The sequence below is a fragment of the Paenibacillus kribbensis genome, assembly GCF_002240415.1.
Classification (GTDB): Bacteria; Bacillota; Bacilli; order Paenibacillales; family Paenibacillaceae; genus Paenibacillus; species Paenibacillus kribbensis.
Genome location: NZ_CP020028.1, coordinates 2,200,156 through 2,219,150, shown reverse-complemented (window position 1 = coordinate 2,219,150; position 18,995 = coordinate 2,200,156). Strand labels below are relative to the sequence as shown.

General features: G+C 45.7%; 13 protein-coding genes. 2 read left to right on the top strand and 11 right to left on the bottom strand.

Annotated elements, in window-relative coordinates; genetic code table 11:
- Positions 1 to 86 precede the first annotated feature (86 nt).
- Together B4V02_RS09925 and mntR are read right to left on the bottom strand one after the other, a co-directional pair.
- Positions 87 to 1,826 (bottom strand): family 10 glycosylhydrolase, encoded by a 1,740-nt coding sequence (locus B4V02_RS09925; RefSeq protein ID WP_094154655.1) that lies wholly within the window; start codon positions 1,824 to 1,826, stop codon positions 87 to 89.
- A gap of 138 nt (positions 1,827 to 1,964) precedes the next feature.
- On the bottom strand, positions 1,965 to 2,390 hold the full coding sequence (gene mntR, locus B4V02_RS09920) for a transcriptional regulator MntR (protein WP_007430946.1): 426 nt from the start codon (positions 2,388 to 2,390) through the stop codon (positions 1,965 to 1,967).
- A 251-nt stretch (positions 2,391 to 2,641) separates the two neighbouring features.
- On the opposite strand from mntR, the gene splB reads away from it, so the two are divergent.
- The gene (gene splB / locus B4V02_RS09915) at positions 2,642 to 3,706 is read left to right on the top strand and encodes a spore photoproduct lyase (protein WP_094154654.1); all 1,065 of its coding nucleotides are present in this window, start codon (positions 2,642 to 2,644) and stop codon (positions 3,704 to 3,706) included.
- Here the strand turns inward: splB and B4V02_RS09910 are convergent.
- The 8 genes from B4V02_RS09910 to adhE all read right to left on the bottom strand — a co-directional run bounded on the left by B4V02_RS09910 (position 3,699) and on the right by adhE (position 16,474).
- On the bottom strand, positions 3,699 to 4,415 hold the full coding sequence (locus B4V02_RS09910; RefSeq protein ID WP_094154653.1) for a cytochrome c biogenesis CcdA family protein: 717 nt from the start codon (positions 4,413 to 4,415) through the stop codon (positions 3,699 to 3,701). The two genes, splB and B4V02_RS09910, sit on opposite strands and share 8 nt — an antisense overlap.
- Before the next feature lie 155 nt (positions 4,416 to 4,570).
- Complete coding sequence (gene metG, locus B4V02_RS09905) at positions 4,571 to 6,589, bottom strand: methionine--tRNA ligase (RefSeq protein WP_094154652.1); 2,019 nt, start codon at positions 6,587 to 6,589, stop codon at positions 4,571 to 4,573.
- 392 nt (positions 6,590 to 6,981) lie between these two features.
- Complete coding sequence (yidD, locus tag B4V02_RS09900; protein ID WP_094154651.1) at positions 6,982 to 7,278, bottom strand: membrane protein insertion efficiency factor YidD; 297 nt, start codon at positions 7,276 to 7,278, stop codon at positions 6,982 to 6,984.
- A 1-nt stretch (position 7,279) separates the two neighbouring features.
- Positions 7,280 to 7,771, bottom strand: a complete 492-nt coding sequence (locus B4V02_RS09895) for a Fur family transcriptional regulator (RefSeq protein WP_007430951.1) — start codon at positions 7,769 to 7,771, stop codon at positions 7,280 to 7,282.
- Between the two features lie 254 nt (positions 7,772 to 8,025).
- Entirely contained in the window at positions 8,026 to 10,245 is a 2,220-nt protein-coding gene (locus B4V02_RS09890; RefSeq protein ID WP_007430952.1) for a copper amine oxidase N-terminal domain-containing protein, read from the bottom strand.
- 213 nt (positions 10,246 to 10,458) lie between these two features.
- Complete coding sequence (pflA, locus tag B4V02_RS09885) at positions 10,459 to 11,217, bottom strand: pyruvate formate-lyase-activating protein (protein WP_007430953.1); 759 nt, start codon at positions 11,215 to 11,217, stop codon at positions 10,459 to 10,461.
- Between the two features lie 66 nt (positions 11,218 to 11,283).
- Positions 11,284 to 13,545 carry a formate C-acetyltransferase gene (gene pflB / locus B4V02_RS09880; RefSeq protein ID WP_007430954.1) on the bottom strand — a complete coding sequence of 754 codons (2,262 nt, stop codon included), beginning with the start codon at positions 13,543 to 13,545 and terminating at the stop codon, positions 11,284 to 11,286.
- A 316-nt stretch (positions 13,546 to 13,861) separates the two neighbouring features.
- Entirely contained in the window at positions 13,862 to 16,474 is a 2,613-nt protein-coding gene (gene adhE / locus B4V02_RS09875; RefSeq protein ID WP_094154650.1) for a bifunctional acetaldehyde-CoA/alcohol dehydrogenase, read from the bottom strand.
- A gap of 258 nt (positions 16,475 to 16,732) precedes the next feature.
- On the opposite strand from adhE, the gene B4V02_RS09870 reads away from it, so the two are divergent.
- Positions 16,733 to 17,449: a Crp/Fnr family transcriptional regulator gene (locus B4V02_RS09870; protein WP_007430956.1), complete on the top strand. Its 717-nt coding sequence runs from the start codon at positions 16,733 to 16,735 to the stop codon at positions 17,447 to 17,449.
- A gap of 121 nt (positions 17,450 to 17,570) precedes the next feature.
- Here B4V02_RS09870 and B4V02_RS09865 read toward each other — a convergent pair whose 3' ends face one another.
- Positions 17,571 to 18,338, bottom strand: a complete 768-nt coding sequence (locus B4V02_RS09865) for a DODA-type extradiol aromatic ring-opening family dioxygenase (protein WP_094154649.1) — start codon at positions 18,336 to 18,338, stop codon at positions 17,571 to 17,573.
- Positions 18,339 to 18,995 lie beyond the last annotated feature (657 nt).

Genomic DNA, 18,995 nt, shown 5'->3' with positions numbered 1-18,995 from the left:
AACCTCCGTTCTCTTGGGAGTAAGCAGTTCTACTGCTTATGTATGAGAACGGAGGCCCAAATAGAACCTATATGATCCAATTTATATCACATTTGATAATAATTTTGAAGAAGTTGAATGAGTCCGTAAGGATTTTTGCGCAAATGCTGTGCACTAAAGTAGATATCCCCTTTGACCTGCTTATAATTTTCGTTCAGTTCAAGCTGCTTAATGAGCTCTTGAGCCGTTTGCCAGCCCTTTTCTGGGGTGCCGATTTTATACGGAGAATGACCGATATACAGCTTAACATCTGAATTTTTGACCTCATTGGACCACCATGCGACAAGCTTGTCATAACCGGCTGCCGGGAAACCGATACTCCAGTAAATTTGTGGAGCTACATAATCAATCCAGCCCTTGTTGATCCAGGTCCGTACATCTGCAAACGTCGTATCATACGCCGTAACGCCTGCCTTCGTGTCTGATCCGGTTAAGTCCTGAGACTTGTTGCGCCACACCCCAAAAGGACTAATCCCGAATTGAACCTTGGACTTGCTTGCATGAATGGTTTTGCCCAAACCTCGAACAAAACTGTTTACATTATCTCTCCGCCAGTCGCCCTTGTTCGAGATATTGTTGGCATTATATGCTTTGAAGGTTGCATCATCATCAAAAGTTCCGCTGTAAGGATAAAAATAGTCATCCAAATGAACGCCGTCAATATCGTAGCCGTTTACCACTTCCATGATCGCTGTAATGACATGCTGACGTGCGGCTGGAATTCCCGGATTGATGTACAACTGGCTGCCATTTTTAACAATCCAGTCTGGATGCTGGTTAGCCACATGATTTGCAGCCAATCCGCTGGTGGTTCCTGTCGAATTAGCACGGAACGGGTTAAACCAGGCATGAAATTCCATTCCTCGCTTATGCGATTCGCTGATCATAAATTTTAAAGGATCGTAGCCTGGGTTCTTACCTTGGGTATTCGTCAAATACTTGCTCCATGGCACGAGACTGGATGGATAGAGCGCATCCCCACTGGCACGAACCTGGACGAACACCGCATTAATGCCCATGCCCTGCAAATCATCGAGCATTTTAGTAAATTCCTGCTTTTGCTTCTCGGCACTACTTCGGGCCGCCGAAGAAGGCCAATCTCCATTAATCGTAGAAATCCAGGCTCCGCGCATGGAAGTCGAGGCCTTCACTTGAACGCCATTTCCGTTTGCAGCATTTGAACTGTTCTCGCTCGTAGGTGTGGACGGTGAAGTACCCATCGCCTGCCCATCATCGCTGGCATTCTGATCCGTACTTTCACTTTCCTGATTGACAGATGCAGACGTATCTGGAATAGTGCTATTCCCCGCAGAGGTATTTGCACCTGTAGACACACCTTCTTTACCACTGCTTAACGTAATAACTCGCTCAGTCGCCTGCCAGTCTACTTTTAAACCTAACGCTTCTCCTACAAAACGCAGCGGCACCATGACTCTCCCGCTTGTCATACGGGCAGATGCGTCCAATCGAACAGACTTGCCGTTCACGGTCGCGCTTTGTCCGCCGTTCTCCATCGATATATTTTGGTCCTGCGCTGTAATCGTTACCGTGCCGGATGCTTCCGACCAGTTCACCTGCGCACCCAATCCCTCACTGATCACCCTCAAAGGAACCATCGTTACATTGGCTCCCTGTACAATATACGGTGACGCATCACTTTGCAGGGACTTTCCGTCCAATATAATCTCAATATCTCCGTTTGGAGCTGCTTGAGCTCCAGGCATAATAGCCGTCTGCACTGCCAAGAGTAAGCCCGCAGCCGATGCCCCTATTCTCTTCCAATTCATTTTGTTACAGTCCTCCGCTAACCCAGTTAATTTTAACCCCTATCTTGTCCTGCTATATAATGGATAGACGCTAACAACCGGATGTTTGTTGCGGTCTTTGCAAATAAAAAAAGCATCTGTCCTTACGGACAATGCTTTTTAGGAATCCCCACTCAATTCCTTGTGTATATCATGAAGCTGGCGCAAGCGATCTTCATCCCGGCGGAAATATTCGACCAATGTTTCAATGCGGGTGATGGAATCCCAGCTCAAATGGTGCTCAATACCTTCCACGTCTTTATAAATCAGGTCCTTGTCAACCCCAATCATATCCAGAAATTGCTCCAGTAGCTGGTGACGATCAACTAACCGTTTTCCAACCTTTTTCCCTTTGGGCGTCAAAATCAGTCCCCGATATTTCTCATATACAAGATAATCGTCTTTATCCAGCTTCTGGATCATCTTGGTAACGGACGAAGGATGCACCTCCAGCCCCTCTGCGATATCCGAGACACGAGCGTAGCCTTTCTCATCAATCAGCTGGTAAATGCGCTCCAAATAATCTTCCATGCTTGGCGTTGGCACTTATTTCCCTCTTTTCTGTAATTGAACGGGCGCTACCGCCTTCATTTCCTGCGTTAAACCTACATATGTAATGATACATGTTATCATTGTCTATTGGCAAGTCTCCTACAGTTGCTCACAGCGATTGCCATGATTTGTTCAATCTTAAGCCGGGCACACTAGCGATATCGTCTTTGTATGTTTTATCCTGTGGCATGAGTCAGAGATGAAACATCTGAATCCTGAGTTTTATTCGGAAAGGAGCGTCACCCTTGTCTACGCTTAAACGTACTCCTGTCCAAAGCAGAGGAACCAAGCCGTTCCTGCCCGATCTGGTGTTTTTTGAGCCGGATGCACTGAATTATCCCAAAGGCCAGCGTATTATGGATTGGGTGAAAGCCAAGGGTATTCCGTATCGGATGACCACCTCGCACAACCGGATTACCAATTTGCCGGGTGAAACTGAGGTTGAAAAGTACCGAATGGCCAAAAAAACACTGGTCGTCGGTCTTCGCAAAACGTTAACCTTTGACCAGTCCAAACCTTCAGCTGAATACGCTATCCCCATTTCGACCGGTTGCATGGGACACTGTCATTACTGTTATTTACAAACCACCTTGGGAGCAAAACCTTATATTCGTGTGTATGTCAACACCGACGATATCCTGACCGCAGCTAAAGCCTATATTCAGGAACGTGTCCCTGAAATCACTCGTTTTGAAGCAGCTTGCACCTCCGACCCTGTTGGTCTGGAGCATATCACCGGATCACTCGGAGACTTGATTCGTTTTATGGCAGATGAGAAATATGGTCGGCTGCGCTTTGTTACTAAATATCATCATGTCGATCCATTGCTCGATATTGAGCATAATGGTCATACTCGCATCCGTTTTAGCATTAATTCCGATTATGTTATTAAACAGTTTGAGCCTGCAACCTCACGTTTTGAGGAGCGAATTGAAGCAGCGGGAAAAGTAGCACGCGCCGGTTATCCGCTGGGCTTCATCATTGCACCGATCATCTGGTATGACGGCTGGGAAGAAGGCTATGGTGAGTTGCTGCGCAGACTGGGAGAAACCTTGCCCCAGCATGCTGCTACAGATTTGACGTTTGAATTAATTCAGCACCGTTTTACCAAAACATCCAAAGCTGTTATTGAAAAGCGTTACCCGAAAACCAAGCTCGAAATGGACATGGAGAAACGCAAGAAAAAATGGGGACGCTGGGGACAAAACAAATATGTTTATCCCGACGAACAGCAAAACGCACTACGGGAGTTTATCACAGAGCGCATTTTTGAACATTTTCCATTAAGCCGTATTGAGTATTTCACATAATTAGCATCCAATCCGGTGTAATCCGTTGTAAAAACAGGGTTAGATCTGTCATATGATCGGTCACTAGCAAAATACCCGTAATAATAAGCAGTATACCACCTGTTTTGATAATAATGGATGTATAACGAGAGGATAGCCGAAAAGAGCCTGCCAGTAGAGCCAATGCAAAAAATGGAATCGCAAAGCCAAGCGCGTAGCCTGTAATCAGCTTGAACCAGGTGTGATGCTCAACTGCCGCCAAAGCGATAATAGCTGTCAGCATGGGACCGATACAGGGGGACCAGCCTGCCGCAAACCCAATTCCGATCACAAAGGAACCGGCATAACCGGCAGGCTTCCATGTCCAACGAAGCTTATGCTCCCTCATTAAAATCAAAGGACGCACCACACCAAGAGATACCAAACCCATAATCAAAATCAGCAACCCAGCCAACACTCTTAGCGTATCCCCATAATTACCAAACCATTCTCCGAGCAGCCCGACGCTTGCACCAAGTGAATAGAACACAACCGAAAAACCCAGTACAAAAGCAAGCGTGTGTCCCATCGTACGGTAACGCACCTCTGCTTTATGCCGTCCTTCGGCAAGCTCACGGGCCGACATTCCCGTCATATACGATAAATAAGAGGGATACAGCGGCAAACAGCACGGTGAAAAAAAAGAAACCAGCCCGGCTATGATCGCCAACCCGGCGTTAATATCCGTCATCTTCACGTCCTCCTACCTGTCTAGTAGACACGGGCAAACAAGCCCTATTTACTACAACATACGTGAGAAGGGAGCAAAATATGATGCAAGCCAAAAAGCGCAGGCCCGGACATGAAGCTGCCCGGACATACGCTGATACATCTTTTCTATTTATTCTACTTTACAATCGCACCATTCGGCATACCATCCGGTACGGTGGCCAGCGTGAGCTGATCTCCATGCGATGCTGCCAAAATCATACCTTGTGACAGCTCTCCACGAAGTTTCACAGGCTTAAGGTTGGTCACACAAATCACCTTGCGTCCAATCATATCCTCTGGCGTATAAAACTTGGCAATTCCCGATACAACCTGGCGCTGCTCATAACCGAGATCAAGTTGAAGCTTCAACAGTTTGTCAGCCTTCTTCACAAGCTCACAGGCAATGACCTGAGCGACTCGCAGTTCTACCTTGGCAAAATCCTCAATGCCAATCTCTTCCTTCGCCTCTGGTGCCTCCTGGCCTGCCTCAGCTGCATTTTGTGGCTGAACTTGAGCCGCAGCTTCCTCCGGCTTCTTGCCTCCCGTCATGGCTTCCACAATGAAAGCAACCTCCTGCTCCGAGTCCAGACGCGGGAAAATTGGATTGCCTTTGACCAGCTGCGTTCCTTCTGGAATACGTCCAAACTGCTTGCCGCTATCCCATGTAGTTAGCTCACCTTGGCTGATACCGAGTTGTTCCCAAATTTTATGAGGAGCACGCGTCAAGAACGGTTGCAGCAGAATGGAAGCGATACGCAAGCTTTCTACCAAATGCACCATGACGGATGCCAATTCGCGGCGATTGTTCTCATCCTTAGCCAAATTCCATGGTTGCGTCTCGTCAATATACTTGTTGCTGCGGCTAATAAATTGGCTAATCGCTGTCAATGCCACGGAAAACTCCATGTTTTCCATCGCTTCTTCTACTTTACTGTAAGTCGATGTTGCCATCTCTACCAAAGCTCCGTCGAATGCTGTTACATTCGCTTCATAAGCTGGAACCTTGCCTGCAAAATATTTGTCTACCATCGCTACGGTACGGTTCAACAAATTACCCAAATCATTGGCCAGATCCGAATTCACCCGATCCACAAAGCTTTCTGGTGTGAAGGTTCCATCCGCCCCGAAAGGCACCTCGCGCAGCAGGTAGTAGCGAAGCTGATCCAGACCATAACGGTCAATCAACGTAACCGGGTCTACGACATTGCCTTTGGACTTCGACATTTTACCGTCTTTCATAAGCAGCCAGCCATGTGCAAATACCTTTTTGGGCAACGGAAGATCCAGCGCCATCAGCATAATCGGCCAATAGATCGTGTGGAAGCGCACAATCTCTTTACCTACGATGTGCACATTTGCAGGCCAAAATTTATCATACAGCTCAGTATTGGAGGAACCATAACCCAAGGCTGTAATATAATTGGAAAGCGCGTCAATCCATACGTATACGACATGCTTCGGATCACCCTTCACTTTAATGCCCCAGTCAAAGGTTGTGCGGGATACTGCCAGATCCTCCAGCCCCGGCTTGATGAAGTTATTAATCATCTCTTTTTTGCGGGATTCCGGCTGGATAAACTGCGGGTTCTCCTCATAAAATTGCAGCAACCGATCAGCATACTTGCTCATACGGAAAAAATAGCATTCTTCCTTGACTAGTTCTACCGGGTGTCCACTATCCGGACTTTTACCTCCAGCTACATTGCCTTCAGCGTCCTTCACCACATCAACCAGTTGAGTTTCGGTGTAGTAAGTCTCGTCAGGAATGCTGTACCAGCCTTCGTATTCTCCCTTGTAAATATCGCCTTGCTTCAGCAAACGATCAAAAATGTCCTGTACGACTGTCTTGTGACGTTCTTCTGTGGTACGGATAAAATCGTCATTGGAAATGTCGAGCTTCCGCCACAGATCTTGAATACCTGCCACGATATCATCAACGAAACGCTGCGGCGTTTTACCGGCTGCACTCGCCTTCTGCTCAATTTTCTGACCATGCTCATCCGTTCCTGTCAAATAACGAACCTCATAGCCTCGCAGCCGCTTGTACCGAGCCATCGCATCACCCGCTACCGTCGTATAAGCATGACCTATATGAAGCTTGTCACTGGGATAATAGATCGGTGTCGTAATGTAAAATGTGTTCTCATGGGACATGTGTATTCCTCCTGTTTTGTTTTCCTGTTACTCCAATTCATGATTTCGACACAAATTGGGCACAAAAAAGACCCCCGCCCCTATGGGACGAGAGTCACCTCACGCGTTACCACCCAAATTCCCTGTATCCTCGCAGACTACAGGCTTCACCAGTCACATCTGACCGCCCATTAACGCTGGATCACGCCTTTCCCTTACAATTGCCCCACGCTTGCACAAAAAACGTTGGCAGATACGCTCGAAAAAGGTTCCTCCAGGACCATATTCAGGCTTCGCTCCAGACCGGTTTGCAGCTAAACCCGGCTCTCTGTACTGGACTCTTACCCTACTCATCCCTTCACAGGAAAACAATATTAACCAAAATATAACCAAATCCACGCAGCGATGTCAAGTCAGCCCCTTCCCGGCATCCTCTCACCGCGGTCAGCCAAACGGTCTTCGCCGGACTTATCTGCCCGCTTTTGGATAGGAGGAACCAAATCTACCCCGCCCGGATGAAAGGGATGGCACTTGGCTATACGCTTGGCGGCCAGCCATGAGCCTTTAAGCGCACCATGCACCTCTACCGCCTCCAACGCGTATGCCGAGCATGTTGGATAAAACCGGCAGGTCGCCGGCTTTAACGGTGAGATATAGGAACGATAAAACTTGATCGGAGCCTGAACCACTCTGCGTGTGGTGATTTTCATTTTAATAGCCCCCGTGGCTGTGAGTGTGACTGCTCGTCTGCCTGAATCCTCCATCAGAATTACTCTCATGATGCCCGTTTTTTTGTTGGCAATTTTTGCAATACCCGAAAATTTCAAATTTGTGCTCAACGATTTGGAACTGATCCGTCGTATCTGTCATCTGCATCGGGCAAAAAGAAATCGGTAATGTTTTTTGACAGCTCAAGCAAATCATATGATGGTGATGATGATGCTCATTACAGCTTACCTTGAACTTCATTCCATCCTCAAAGGATACCTGCTCAAGCACACCCAACTCCTGCATTACACGCAGATTACGATAAACCGTGTCAAAGCTGAGTCCACTATATTTTTTACCCATATATTCATAAACGTCTTTAGGAGACAAATACCCTTCATTCTCGGAAAATAACGTGGCCAGCGTCTTGCGCTGATCTGTAATACGCAGCCCTTGAGCGGACATTGTTGCGATGATTTCGTCCTTTGTCAGCATGCGTTTCACCCTCCCCTGTCTGTAGTTTCAGGTATTCTGATGCAGGCTTAGGCTTGCATTTTTTTATTATACCACGATTAAAGTCAATATTATAAGAGATATTCGCACCTGTGAGTAAGAAAAAGACGTTCTCCAGGACTGCGAACAAATCCGCAGCAGGAGAACGTCTATATTCTGCAAATGACATCTGACTTTTAAACGGTGAATGATGAGACCAATGGTCTAAGCCGGTGAACAGCACCGGTTATTTCATATTAGTTTTTAATAGGCGGCAACGGCATAACAACTACAGAAACCGGCAAGTTGCTTCCTGCCGCTGCAGTGAAATACATCTCTACGCTTTCCTCGATATGACCTGTACGATACAGCACGCTCATCTCATTCGGTGCTTGCACAGAACCATTCGTTGGAATACCCACAACCTGATTGTTTACCATCGCATAACCGGCATATTCACCACCACGCGGGTTGAAAGCAATCAGGGAATACGGTGCTACATGGTCCAGCTTAACTTTATAGACGACACCAAAGTTACCGGCATTGGAAGCAGAAGAGCCGTCCAGACCGTCAGTACCCAGCAGGTTCGGGTCTACTTTATTGTCGCCAAGAACGATACGCTGAGCTGTTTTACCAACCTCTTCCGTATAATTGAGCGAGATATCGGAATTCGCATACGTTCCACGGTTATGAATGCCGTCCTTTGGCAGTTTTGCCAGAGTAGGCAGTGCAGTCAACGGATCTGCATTTGCATCTAAGACAACAACCGTGTATTGAATAGGTTGATCCGTATACAAGTCGGACAAGAGAGAAATGACCTGTTTTTGCTTAATTTTTTGCGCATTCAAATCCTGTAAAATAACACGGCTTTCGCCCGGATTCAGAACTGTGCTGGAGCGTTTGCTTCCATCCAACATGGATTGAAAGTAGCGTTGAATCGAAACCTTACCCGCAGCTGTCGCAAACTCAGATGGACCAGCAAAACCGGAATTTTCGACATTTATATTGGCAGGCGTAATATTATTGTTGGTTGCAATAACGTACATTTTTACATCTCTGCCCGTTTCATTCACATGATGGACGAGTATACGCGTGCTGCCTGATCCCGTTTCCTGATACACGATGCCGTCCTGGAATACCCGTTCCGGACTGTTGGCACGGATCAAAAGACGTGGTGAAGACGTACTCGTCACTGGAATGGTAGCCATAGTAGGCACCTGACTGCCGTCTGCACTATATTTATCACCATAAGGAGTAAAAATTTTGTTGAAATCATCTTCATTGTAGAGCAGTTCATTTGTAATTTTAATCGTCTGGCTTACAGTACCTGTTGCACCATGCTTGTCAGTGACGGTCAATGTAATGGTCACGTCACCCGGTTCGAAAAATGCCAGTTTCTTGTTTACCCAATCACGCTTGGTGATCGCATTTTCATCATCCGTACTCAGATCCGTAATCGTGATTTTTTCACCCATTTTGTATTCTTTTTTATCTGTTGTAAACAGAGCAACCGGCGGCTGATTCGGCGGTTTCACCGTAATCGTAACCGAGTATGGATCACTCCAGTTCCCTGCGGAGTCAAGAACGGAATAGGTAACTACATATGTACCTGGCTCCTGAAACACGTCCTGCTTGCCTTCCCAACGTTGATTCACAATCGGAAGACCTGTAGGAGAAGATTCCTTCGTTAAATACGTAACTTGGGTTTCACCTGCATAGATATCTTTTTGCTGAACCGTGAAGGAAGCTTTAGGCTTCTGATTCAAATCCATGATAACCTGTTTAGTTGTATTATTCACAGTATAAGGAATATTTAAGGCCTGTGTAATAGAGGTCAATGGGACCATAAAAACGTTCTTTTGTTGGAAAGCCGGGCCCTTCATTTGTCTAGCTTCACCATTAACGGTGTAAACCTTGCTGTCCGTCTTGAAGCGCAACACGTTTGTTCCTTGGGTGATTACAGTTTCTTTGGTTGCAGTGTCATAACTAAACTGTAATCCGACGCGGCTGACAAGTGAACGGATAGCTACATAGGAAACGCCGTCCTTGACTGTCATAGGCTGAGTCGCCGTGTATACCTGTCCGTTCTGTTCCATTTTTGCGCTGTTCAAATACAAAATCAATTGATTTGCGCCCATGGATGTTGGAGAGCCGCCAGGATTGGTGATCGTTCCATCCCCGTATACATCACTGGATACGTTTGATCCGTTGGTTGTATCCGTAGGCAAGCCAGACAATGGATCATTGGTTACGCCTGTATTATCAGACGTTGTCGTGCTGTTTGGTGTTCCCGTGCTATCTTGACCTCCGCTGCTATTCTGAACGCCAGATTCTGCGACATTGGCTTGAGCCTGCTGTCCGCTAACCGAATCGGTAGATTGAACGGTTGTTGTTGTTGCTTCTGCTCCTACAGGGGCTACTGCGGCCACCTGAGCTACCGCAAGCGCGGTGAGCATGGTCCACTTCTTGAAATTCATTGTCTGTCTCCTTCTATCCCAAATTATTATCATTCCCGTAAAAAGTCATACTATTAGACGCGGCAGTTACCAAAAAGTTGCTGGGAATTTTTCTTAATATGAAAATAAAAAACCTCCTCCTGCGAATTCAAAAATTCAACAAAAAAAAACCGCCGCCATCTAATCTGATGTGCAGCGGCTTTATAACAGTAAGTAGCTTGGGAGCCATCCTCATTATGACAGGCGACAAACAGCGTTCTTCTCTGCAGTCTCCAGACGACCCTCTTCAATGAGTCGATAAGCACGTTGAACTTCTTCTTCAGTAGGGGACGGAACCCCTTCCAGCGGATACGCCTTGCCGAGCATTTCCCATTTGTATACACCCATTTGGTGATAAGGCAAAATCTCGAACTTTTCGACTCCGTTCAACGTTCCGATAAACCGACCCAAATTCAATAGATCTTGCTCGTCATCATGAATGCCTGGCACAAATACGTGTCTAATCCACATTTTACGCCCTTGTTCAGATAACCAGCGTGCTGTTTTTAACATACGGTCATTGGACTTGCCTGTGAGCTTAATATGCTTGTCGTTGTCAATATGCTTAATGTCCAGAAGCACCAAGTCCGTTACGTTCAGCAAATCTTGGATACGGTCCGCGTCATTAAAACCGTTACTGTCCAGCGTCGTGTGCAAATTCCAGCGACGCTTCACTTCCGTGAACAGCTCTGCTACAAAATGAGCTTGCAATGTCGGTTCTCCACCGGATACGGTCAAACCGCCTCCTGAAGATCGGTAGTAGGCTAAATACGGTTCTATTTCAGCCAATACCTCCTCCAGTGTCATCGGATTACCTTCATTTAAAGCCCAGGTGTCCGGATTATGACAATATTGACATTTCAACAAGCATCCTTGCATAAAAAGCACGAAGCGGATGCCGGGACCATCGACGGTCCCGAAGGTTTCCAATGAGTGTATATGACCTTTCAACATGTTGCATCATCCTTCCCGCATCCGCTATGCGTGCGTCGTTTGTAATATATGATAGGTTAAGCCTAATTACATCGTACCGTGGAATGTACGGTTAATAACATCCAGCTGTTGTTCACGAGTCAGCTTGATGAAGTTAACGGCATAGCCCGATACACGAATCGTAAGCTGTGGATAATTTTCTGGGTGTTCCATGGCATCCAGCAGTTGCTCACGAGCAAATACGTTGACGTTCAAATGATGCGCATGGCTTCCGAAGTAGCCGTCCATCATCGAAACGAGGTTCGTTTTGCGTGTTTCTTCTTCCTTACCCAGTGCTTTAGGCACGATGGAGAAAGTATTCGAAATACCGTCCAGACTGTGCTCATAAGGCAGCTTGGCTACGGAACTCAGAGATGCCAAAGCACCTTTTTTGTCACGGCCATGCATTGGGTTCGCACCTGGCGCAAACGGTTCGCCTGCTTTACGTCCATCCGGTGTTGTACCTGTTTTCTTACCGTACACCACGTTGGAAGTAATGGTCAGGACAGATTGAGTAGGAAGAGCATTCCGATAAGCTTTGTGCTTGCGAATCATACTCATAAAGGTCTCTACCAGTTCTACTGCGATGGTATCTACACGATCATCGTTGTTACCATAGCAAGGGTATTCACCTTCGATTTCAAAATCAACAGCAATCCCTTTTTCATTACGGATTGGTTTTACTTTTGCAAATTTAATAGCGCTCAAGGAATCAGTTGCTACTGACAGACCAGCAATACCACAAGCCATGGTACGAAGAATATCACGGTCATGCAGCGCCATTTCAATGCGTTCGTAGCTGTATTTATCATGCATGTAGTGAATCACATTCAGTGTGTTCATATACAGTTTTGCCAGCCATTCCATCATAGGTTTGAAGCGGCTCAACACTTCTTCATAATCCAGCACTTCGCTTGTAATGGCTGGGAATTCAGGCCCTACTTGAACGCCGGATTTTTCATCCTTACCACCGTTAATGGCATACAACAGAGCTTTAGCCAAGTTGGCGCGAGCACCAAAGAATTGCATTTGTTTACCGATTTTCATGGCGGATACACAACAAGCAATACCATAATCATCGCCATAGATTGGACGCATCAGATCGTCATTTTCATATTGAATGGAGCTTGTTTCAATAGAAACTTTTGCACAATATTTTTTGAACCCTTCAGGCAATTGTTCTGACCATAGCACAGTCAAGTTAGGTTCTGGAGCAGGCCCCAAGTTGTACAGCGTATGCAAGAAGCGGAAGCTGTTTTTGGTAACACGAGTTTCTCCAGTGACAGACATACCACCAATAGATTCTGTTACCCATGTTGGGTCTCCACTGAACAGTTCATTATAGTCAGGTGTGCGCAGGAATTTAACAATACGCAGCTTCATGACAAAATGATCGACCAATTCTTGAGCTTGTTCTTCTGTCAGCGCGTTTTCTTCAAGATCACGTTGAGTATAAATATCAAGGAACGAAGATACACGTCCCAGGGACATTGCTGCGCCATTTTGTTCTTTGATCGCTGCGAGGTAGCCAAAATATACCCATTGGAAAGCTTCTTTCGCATTGTTAGCTGGTTTTGAAATATCAAAGCCATGTTCAGCAGCCATTTGTTTCAATTCATTCAAAGCACGAATTTGTTCGGAAATTTCTTCGCGCAGACGAATTACGTCCTCTTCCATAGCGTCAACTTCAAGGCTTTTCAGTTGAAGCTTTTTATCTTGGATCAGGAAGTCTACTCCATACAGAGCTACACGACGGTAGTCACCGATAATCCGACCACGACCGTATGCATCTGGCAAGCCAGTAATAATACCAGCTTTACGAGCTGCTCTCATCTCATCCGTGTAGGCATCAAACACACCTTGGTTGTGCGTTTTACGGATATGCGTGAATATATCAATAATGCTTTCAGGCACTTCAAAGCCATAGGCTTTACATGCGTCAATCATCATCCGAATTCCGCCGAACGGTTGCAAGGAACGCTTGAATGGTGCATCTGTTTGCACACCAACAATTTGTTCTTTATCCCGGTCCAGATAACCCGGCTTATGTGAAGTAATAGTAGATGGCGTATTCACGTCTACATCAAGTACACCGCCGTTTGCCAGCTCTTTTTTAGTAAGATCAGATACAATATCCCACAGTGCAGTTGTGTTGGCAGTAGGGCCAACCAGGAACTCTTCAGTACCTACATAAGGTGAAATATTGGTTTGGATAAAATCGTTAACGTTGACTTCTTTCATCCATTTGCCTTTTTTAAAACCTCTCCAGCCAGCTTGTTGTCCTTGTAAATCTCTCTCAATCACCGACATGTAAATCCCTCCAAATTGTTTGGTCTTCCGGGTTTGTGATTTTTTTCACTATTTTATCCCGGCCTTTTCACCGATGCCTTAGCTCAGTGTCGGGACCTTTCTTACACTCTTATTGTAGAATAATGACAGAGTGCAGTATGTGACATAAATCACAATATGAGTGATTTATGTCACTTTATTTTTCCCTTGCTCCCGCCTGATCCTGTAAACTTCTCACTCACCTCCCTTCCCAAGCCAACAGGCCCTCTATCAAAGAGAGCCTGTAGTGGTATTGAATAGGAAAATGCTTGTTACAAGCCTCTTCATACCTATTATATTATTGGTCAAAACGTCCGTAGAAGGCATTGCGGTATACATCAGCCAATTCAGTAACCAGCGGCAGCTTCGGATTCGCAGTTGTACATTGATCCTCAAAAGCGCGGTCAGCCAAATAATCTACACGTGCTTCAAAATCCTTCGGATCGAAACCGAGTTGCTGGAACGATTCCTCGATACCGAGTGTTTTGTTCATCTTACGGATCGCTTCGATCAGGCTGTTAACTCCTTCTTCCGTGGTGCGAGCAGGCAATCCCAGTATGCGAGCAATCTCCGCATAGCGCTCATCCGCAACAAAATGCGAATATTTAGGGAACGAAGCGAATTTTGTCGGTTTTTTCGCATTGTAGCGAATGACGTGCGGCATCAAGATCGCATTCGTGCGACCATGCGCTGTATGGTACTGTCCGCCCCATTTGTGCGCAAGACTGTGGTTAATACCCAAGAATGCATTGGCAAACGCCATCCCTGCGAGCGTGGAAGCATTATGCATTTTTTCGCGAGCCAGCTTATCACCAGTCAGAGCTGATTGCTCCAGGTATTGGAATACCAATTGAATGGCTTTAATGGCCAGACCGTCTGTGTAGTCATTTGCCATTACGGACACGTAAGCCTCAATGGCGTGTGTCAGAACGTCCATACCTGTATCCGCTACAGCTGTTTTAGGCAGCGAATATACAAACACAGGGTCAATAATTGCCACATCCGGGGTCAACTCATAGTCAGCCAGCGGGTACTTCGTGTTGCCCAGGTTTTTGTCTGTAATTACCGCGAAAGAAGTAACTTCCGAACCTGTACCCGAGGTTGTAGGAATGGCTACGAATTGTGCTTTTTGGCCCAGACGTGGGTACTTGTAAATCCGTTTGCGAATATCCATGAATTTTTGTTTCAGGTTGTTGAAATCTGTATCTGGATATTCATAGAACAACCACATGCCCTTCGCAGCATCCATTGGGGAACCGCCGCCCAGTGCGATAATGCAATCCGGTTGGAAACGTCTCATCATTTCAGTACCGCGTTCTACCGTAACTGTCGATGGATCTGGCTCTACTTCAGAGAAGACCTCGATCGCTACTGGTGTTTGGCGTTGGTGCAAATAATGAATGACGCGATCCACATAGCCAAGCTTCACCATCATAGGGTCTGTGACAATAGCTACACGTGTGATGTCAGGCATTTTAGCAAGATACTGAGTCGAATTTTTTTCAAAATAAACTTTGGAAGGTACTTTGAACCATTGCATATTCACCGTCCGTTTCGCCACCCTTTTCACGTTAATCAAATTGACTGCCGATACGTTCGACGAAGTTGAGTTACGTCCGTACGAACCGCAACCGAGCGTCAACGATGGAAGGTTGGTGTTGTAGATGTCACCGATCGCACCATGCGTGGAAGGTGAATTTACAATGATACGGCCTGTTTGCAAACGGTTTGCGAACCGGGCAATAACGTCCTCATCGTTCGAATGAATAGCGGACGAGTGACCCATGCCCCCGAACTCTACGACTTCAGCAGCGCGTTGAATACCTTGTTCAGCATTTTTTACTTTATAGCAAGCCAGTACAGGACTCAATTTTTCCGCGGACAATGGGTATTTTGTTCCTACCCCTTCAATCTCAGCGACCAAAATTTTGGTTCCTGCCGGTACGGTGATACCGCTCATTTCAGCAATTTTTACAGCGGACTGTCCGACGATAGCCGGGTTCACTGCACATTTCTCTACATTCATAGCTCCTTGAGTGAGCTTAGCTGCTTCTTCTTTATTTACAAAGTAGCAACCGTTAGCGATCATCAATTTTTTCACTTGCTCGAAGATCGGCTCTTCGATAATAACCGCTTGCTCGGAAGCACAGATCATACCGTTATCAAAAGATTTCGAGAGGATCAGATCGTTCACAGCCTGCTTGATGTCCGCTGTTTTTTCAATGAAGCAAGGCACGTTACCAGGACCTACGCCCAGAGCAGGTTTACCGCAGCTATATGCCGCCTTAACCATGCCTGATCCACCAGTTGCCAGAATCAGTGCCACATCCGGGTGATTCATAAGTGAATTTGTCTTATCCATCGAAGGAGCTTCAATCCATTGAATACAGTCAGCAGGAGCCCCGTGTTTAACGGCTGCTTCAAGCAAGACGCGGGCTGCTTCCGCACTACACGATTGAGCGGATGGATGGAAGCCGAAAATGATTGGGTTACGTGTTTTAATGGCAATCAACGCTTTGAACATGGTAGTCGAAGTCGGGTTTGTCACTGGAGTAATCCCCATAATGACGCCGACTGGCTCAGCTATTTTTTGAAAACTGTCAAAATCATTATCTTCAATGACACCGACGGTTTTTTCATTTTTGATGCTATGGTAGACATATTCTGTTGCAAACATGTTTTTAGTGATTTTGTCCTCGTACACACCGCGTCCTGTTTCTTCAACAGCCAGCTTCGCCAGGTACATGTGTTTATCCATCCCTGCGAGTGCCATAGCTTGTACGATTTCGTCAATCTGTTCCTGATTCATACTCATGAAAGCTTGCTGTGCCCGGTTCGCCCGGTCAATCAGCGTTTGAATATACTGCTCTGCGCTTTGCTCTTTTTGGATAACCTCGTTTTTAACAGCCATTTCCCTCATCCTCCTGTTATCTCGTGTACTTTCTCTTGTTCACGCACTGATCGTAACACAGCTTTCCAAGATATTTTGTGATTTTTTTCACAATCTATTTAAAATTTTATTTTTGTAGTGAATTAAATCACAAAGTTTGCAAATCTGCCACTTTTCCCCCCACTTCTTGCCCCAAAAACGCATTGCACAGGTATATAATAAATTTGAATTGATCAAGTTGCAGATAAAAAAACATAGGAAACAAAGGGGAAATGGACGATGAGAAACCCTGCAAACGTAATGGAAGCTCACGGTAACACCTGTTGCTTCTCGGAGGCCAGCTTCAACCGGCTGCAAGTGATGATGAAAGATCGAGTCATGCCAGAAAGCTCGCATTTGTTTTGGGAAGGAGATACAGCAGATAAGCTGTTTTATATCAAACGCGGACGCGTGAAAGTGACAAAAACAACGGATGAGGGTAAGGAACTTATTTTATATATGTATCAAAGCGGCGATCTTGTGGGTCAAGCTGATCCATTTTTCGGAACTAAACATTCCTTTTCTGCTGAGGTTCTGGAAGACAGCGATATTGGTGTAATTGATCATACAGACCTGGAGCTGCTCATTTGCCAGCATTGCGATTTTGCCATTGACTTTATGAAATGGATGGGGTCGCATCACCGAATTACTCAGACCAAGTTCCGCGATCTGATGATGTACGGTAAGCCCGGAGCTCTCTGCTCAACACTTATTCGGTTATGCAACACCTATGGCGAGCCTCACGGTGATCATATCCTGATTCATAAAAAAATTACGCATACTGACCTTTCCAATATGATCGGTGCCACCCGAGAAAGCGTAAACCGGATGCTAAGCGATCTGCGTAAGAAAAATGCAGTTGAATATGATAACGGCATGATTGTTGTCAAAGATTTGGAAATGCTGCAAAGCGTATGTCATTGTGAATTGTGCCCACGTGAGATTTGCCGAATTTAGTTAATCTTGTCTAAACAAACGGGAGTGTTTATGCCATCCTGGCTATAGAACACTCCCTCATTTTATTTCCTCTTCTCACCAAAAAGCAACTAACGATATGCCTTCTTGATCCATCCCACCTTTAGAACTGAAAGCACAGGTAACTTAAATTCCCCATTTCATAGCTTCTATGAATGACCCTGGCCTTGTTCGCTGGATTACCACTCCCCATTGCAATAAACAAAGGCACAAAGTGCTCTGCTCTTGGTACCGCCTGACGGGCATACGGCCCTTCACTTTCGTAGCGATCCAAAGCCTCTATATCCCCAAGTTGCACCTTGTCTATAATCCAGTCATCAAAATCAATGGCCCAAGGCTCTGTTGTCGTTGCTCCCCATTGGACGATGCGCAGATTATGGACGGTTACACCACTGCCAATGACCAGAATATCCTGTTCCCCCAGTCCGCGCAGCACTTCACCAATAGCATATTGTGCTTTGGGCGAGAGATATGGATTTACAGAAATCTGAACGACCGGGATGTCTGCCTCAGGATACATACGGTGCAATAGTGTCCAAGACCCATGATCCAGTCCTCTTACCTGATCAGTTTGTACGTCAATGCCCTTTTGCTCATATAATTCTTTCAGCTTATTTGCCAGTTCTATCGAACCATGTGCAGGATATTTCACCTCGTACAGTTCCGGCGGGAAGCCGCCAAAATCATAAATCGTTTCATATACGTCATCCATCGAGCTGATTGTCAATACCTGCGTCTCCCAATGGGCAGTGAAAATAACAATAGCCTTGGGACGAATACTCTTCCCTAATCGCTCCAAGAAAGCAGTATAGTCAGTCTGTTCAATAGCAAGCATCGGCGACCCGTGGGCCAAAAATAAAGCTGGTGTCATACGGAGATCTCCTTATCATTCATCGATTTATTTTTCTCAATAAGTAACTTTATGTAAGTCATAATACATAAGTAACAAGGTTATGTCAATCAAGAGTTTTGCATATACTTAAAGATCAACAATTGTTAAATAAAGATTGATATAGGTATAAAGTCATAGTAATATATAACTAATAAATTTTTAAAAATTTCACCACACTTCGATATAAAGGACTGGTTTCTATGGAGATACATACTGCTAATTGCCCAAAATGTGGTTCTGTTTTCCGTCGAAATCTTAGAAACCTGTGCAACACCTGTATTCAGGAGGAAAATGTATTCTTCGACCGCTGCTCCAATTATTTATGGAAGCACCCAGCTACGCACACCCGCCAGCTCAGTGCTGCAACCGGAACACCCATGAATTTGCTCACAGATTGGGTAAGAGCAGGCAAGTTTCCCTCTACATACAGCCAGCTTGATTATCCTTGCGAGTCCTGCCAATCCCCCATTTATGCAGGAAGACTGTGCCATTCATGTCTAGGTACATTTCGTACAGCCGCACTGGACATTCAAACTCGTATCCCACGCCGTACGGCAACCGGATTATTTTCAATTGCCGAACGCGTCAGAAGTTTTTAAGCGTACTAACTCATCTATATTGATCATTGCGGTATAG

Bases quoted from the DNA above. Each gene is read 5' to 3' on its own strand.
- B4V02_RS09925 (WP_094154655.1), bottom strand. From the start codon at position 1,826: ATGAATTGGAAGAGAATAGGGGCATCGGCTGCGGGCTTACTCTTGGCA.
- B4V02_RS09910 (WP_094154653.1), bottom strand. From the start codon at position 4,415: ATGACGGATATTAACGCCGGGTTGGCGATCATAGCCGGGCTGGTTTCT.
- metG (WP_094154652.1), bottom strand. From the start codon at position 6,589: ATGTCCCATGAGAACACATTTTACATTACGACACCGATCTATTATCCC.
- yidD (WP_094154651.1), bottom strand. From the start codon at position 7,278: ATGAAAATCACCACACGCAGAGTGGTTCAGGCTCCGATCAAGTTTTAT.
- B4V02_RS09895 (WP_007430951.1), bottom strand. From the start codon at position 7,771: ATGCTGACAAAGGACGAAATCATCGCAACAATGTCCGCTCAAGGGCTG.
- B4V02_RS09890 (WP_007430952.1), bottom strand. From the start codon at position 10,245: ATGAATTTCAAGAAGTGGACCATGCTCACCGCGCTTGCGGTAGCTCAG.
- pflA (WP_007430953.1), bottom strand. From the start codon at position 11,217: ATGTTGAAAGGTCATATACACTCATTGGAAACCTTCGGGACCGTCGAT.
- pflB (WP_007430954.1), bottom strand. From the start codon at position 13,545: ATGTCGGTGATTGAGAGAGATTTACAAGGACAACAAGCTGGCTGGAGA.
- adhE (WP_094154650.1), bottom strand. From the start codon at position 16,474: ATGGCTGTTAAAAACGAGGTTATCCAAAAAGAGCAAAGCGCAGAGCAG.
- B4V02_RS09870 (WP_007430956.1), top strand. From the start codon at position 16,733: ATGAGAAACCCTGCAAACGTAATGGAAGCTCACGGTAACACCTGTTGC.
- B4V02_RS09865 (WP_094154649.1), bottom strand. From the start codon at position 18,338: ATGACACCAGCTTTATTTTTGGCCCACGGGTCGCCGATGCTTGCTATT.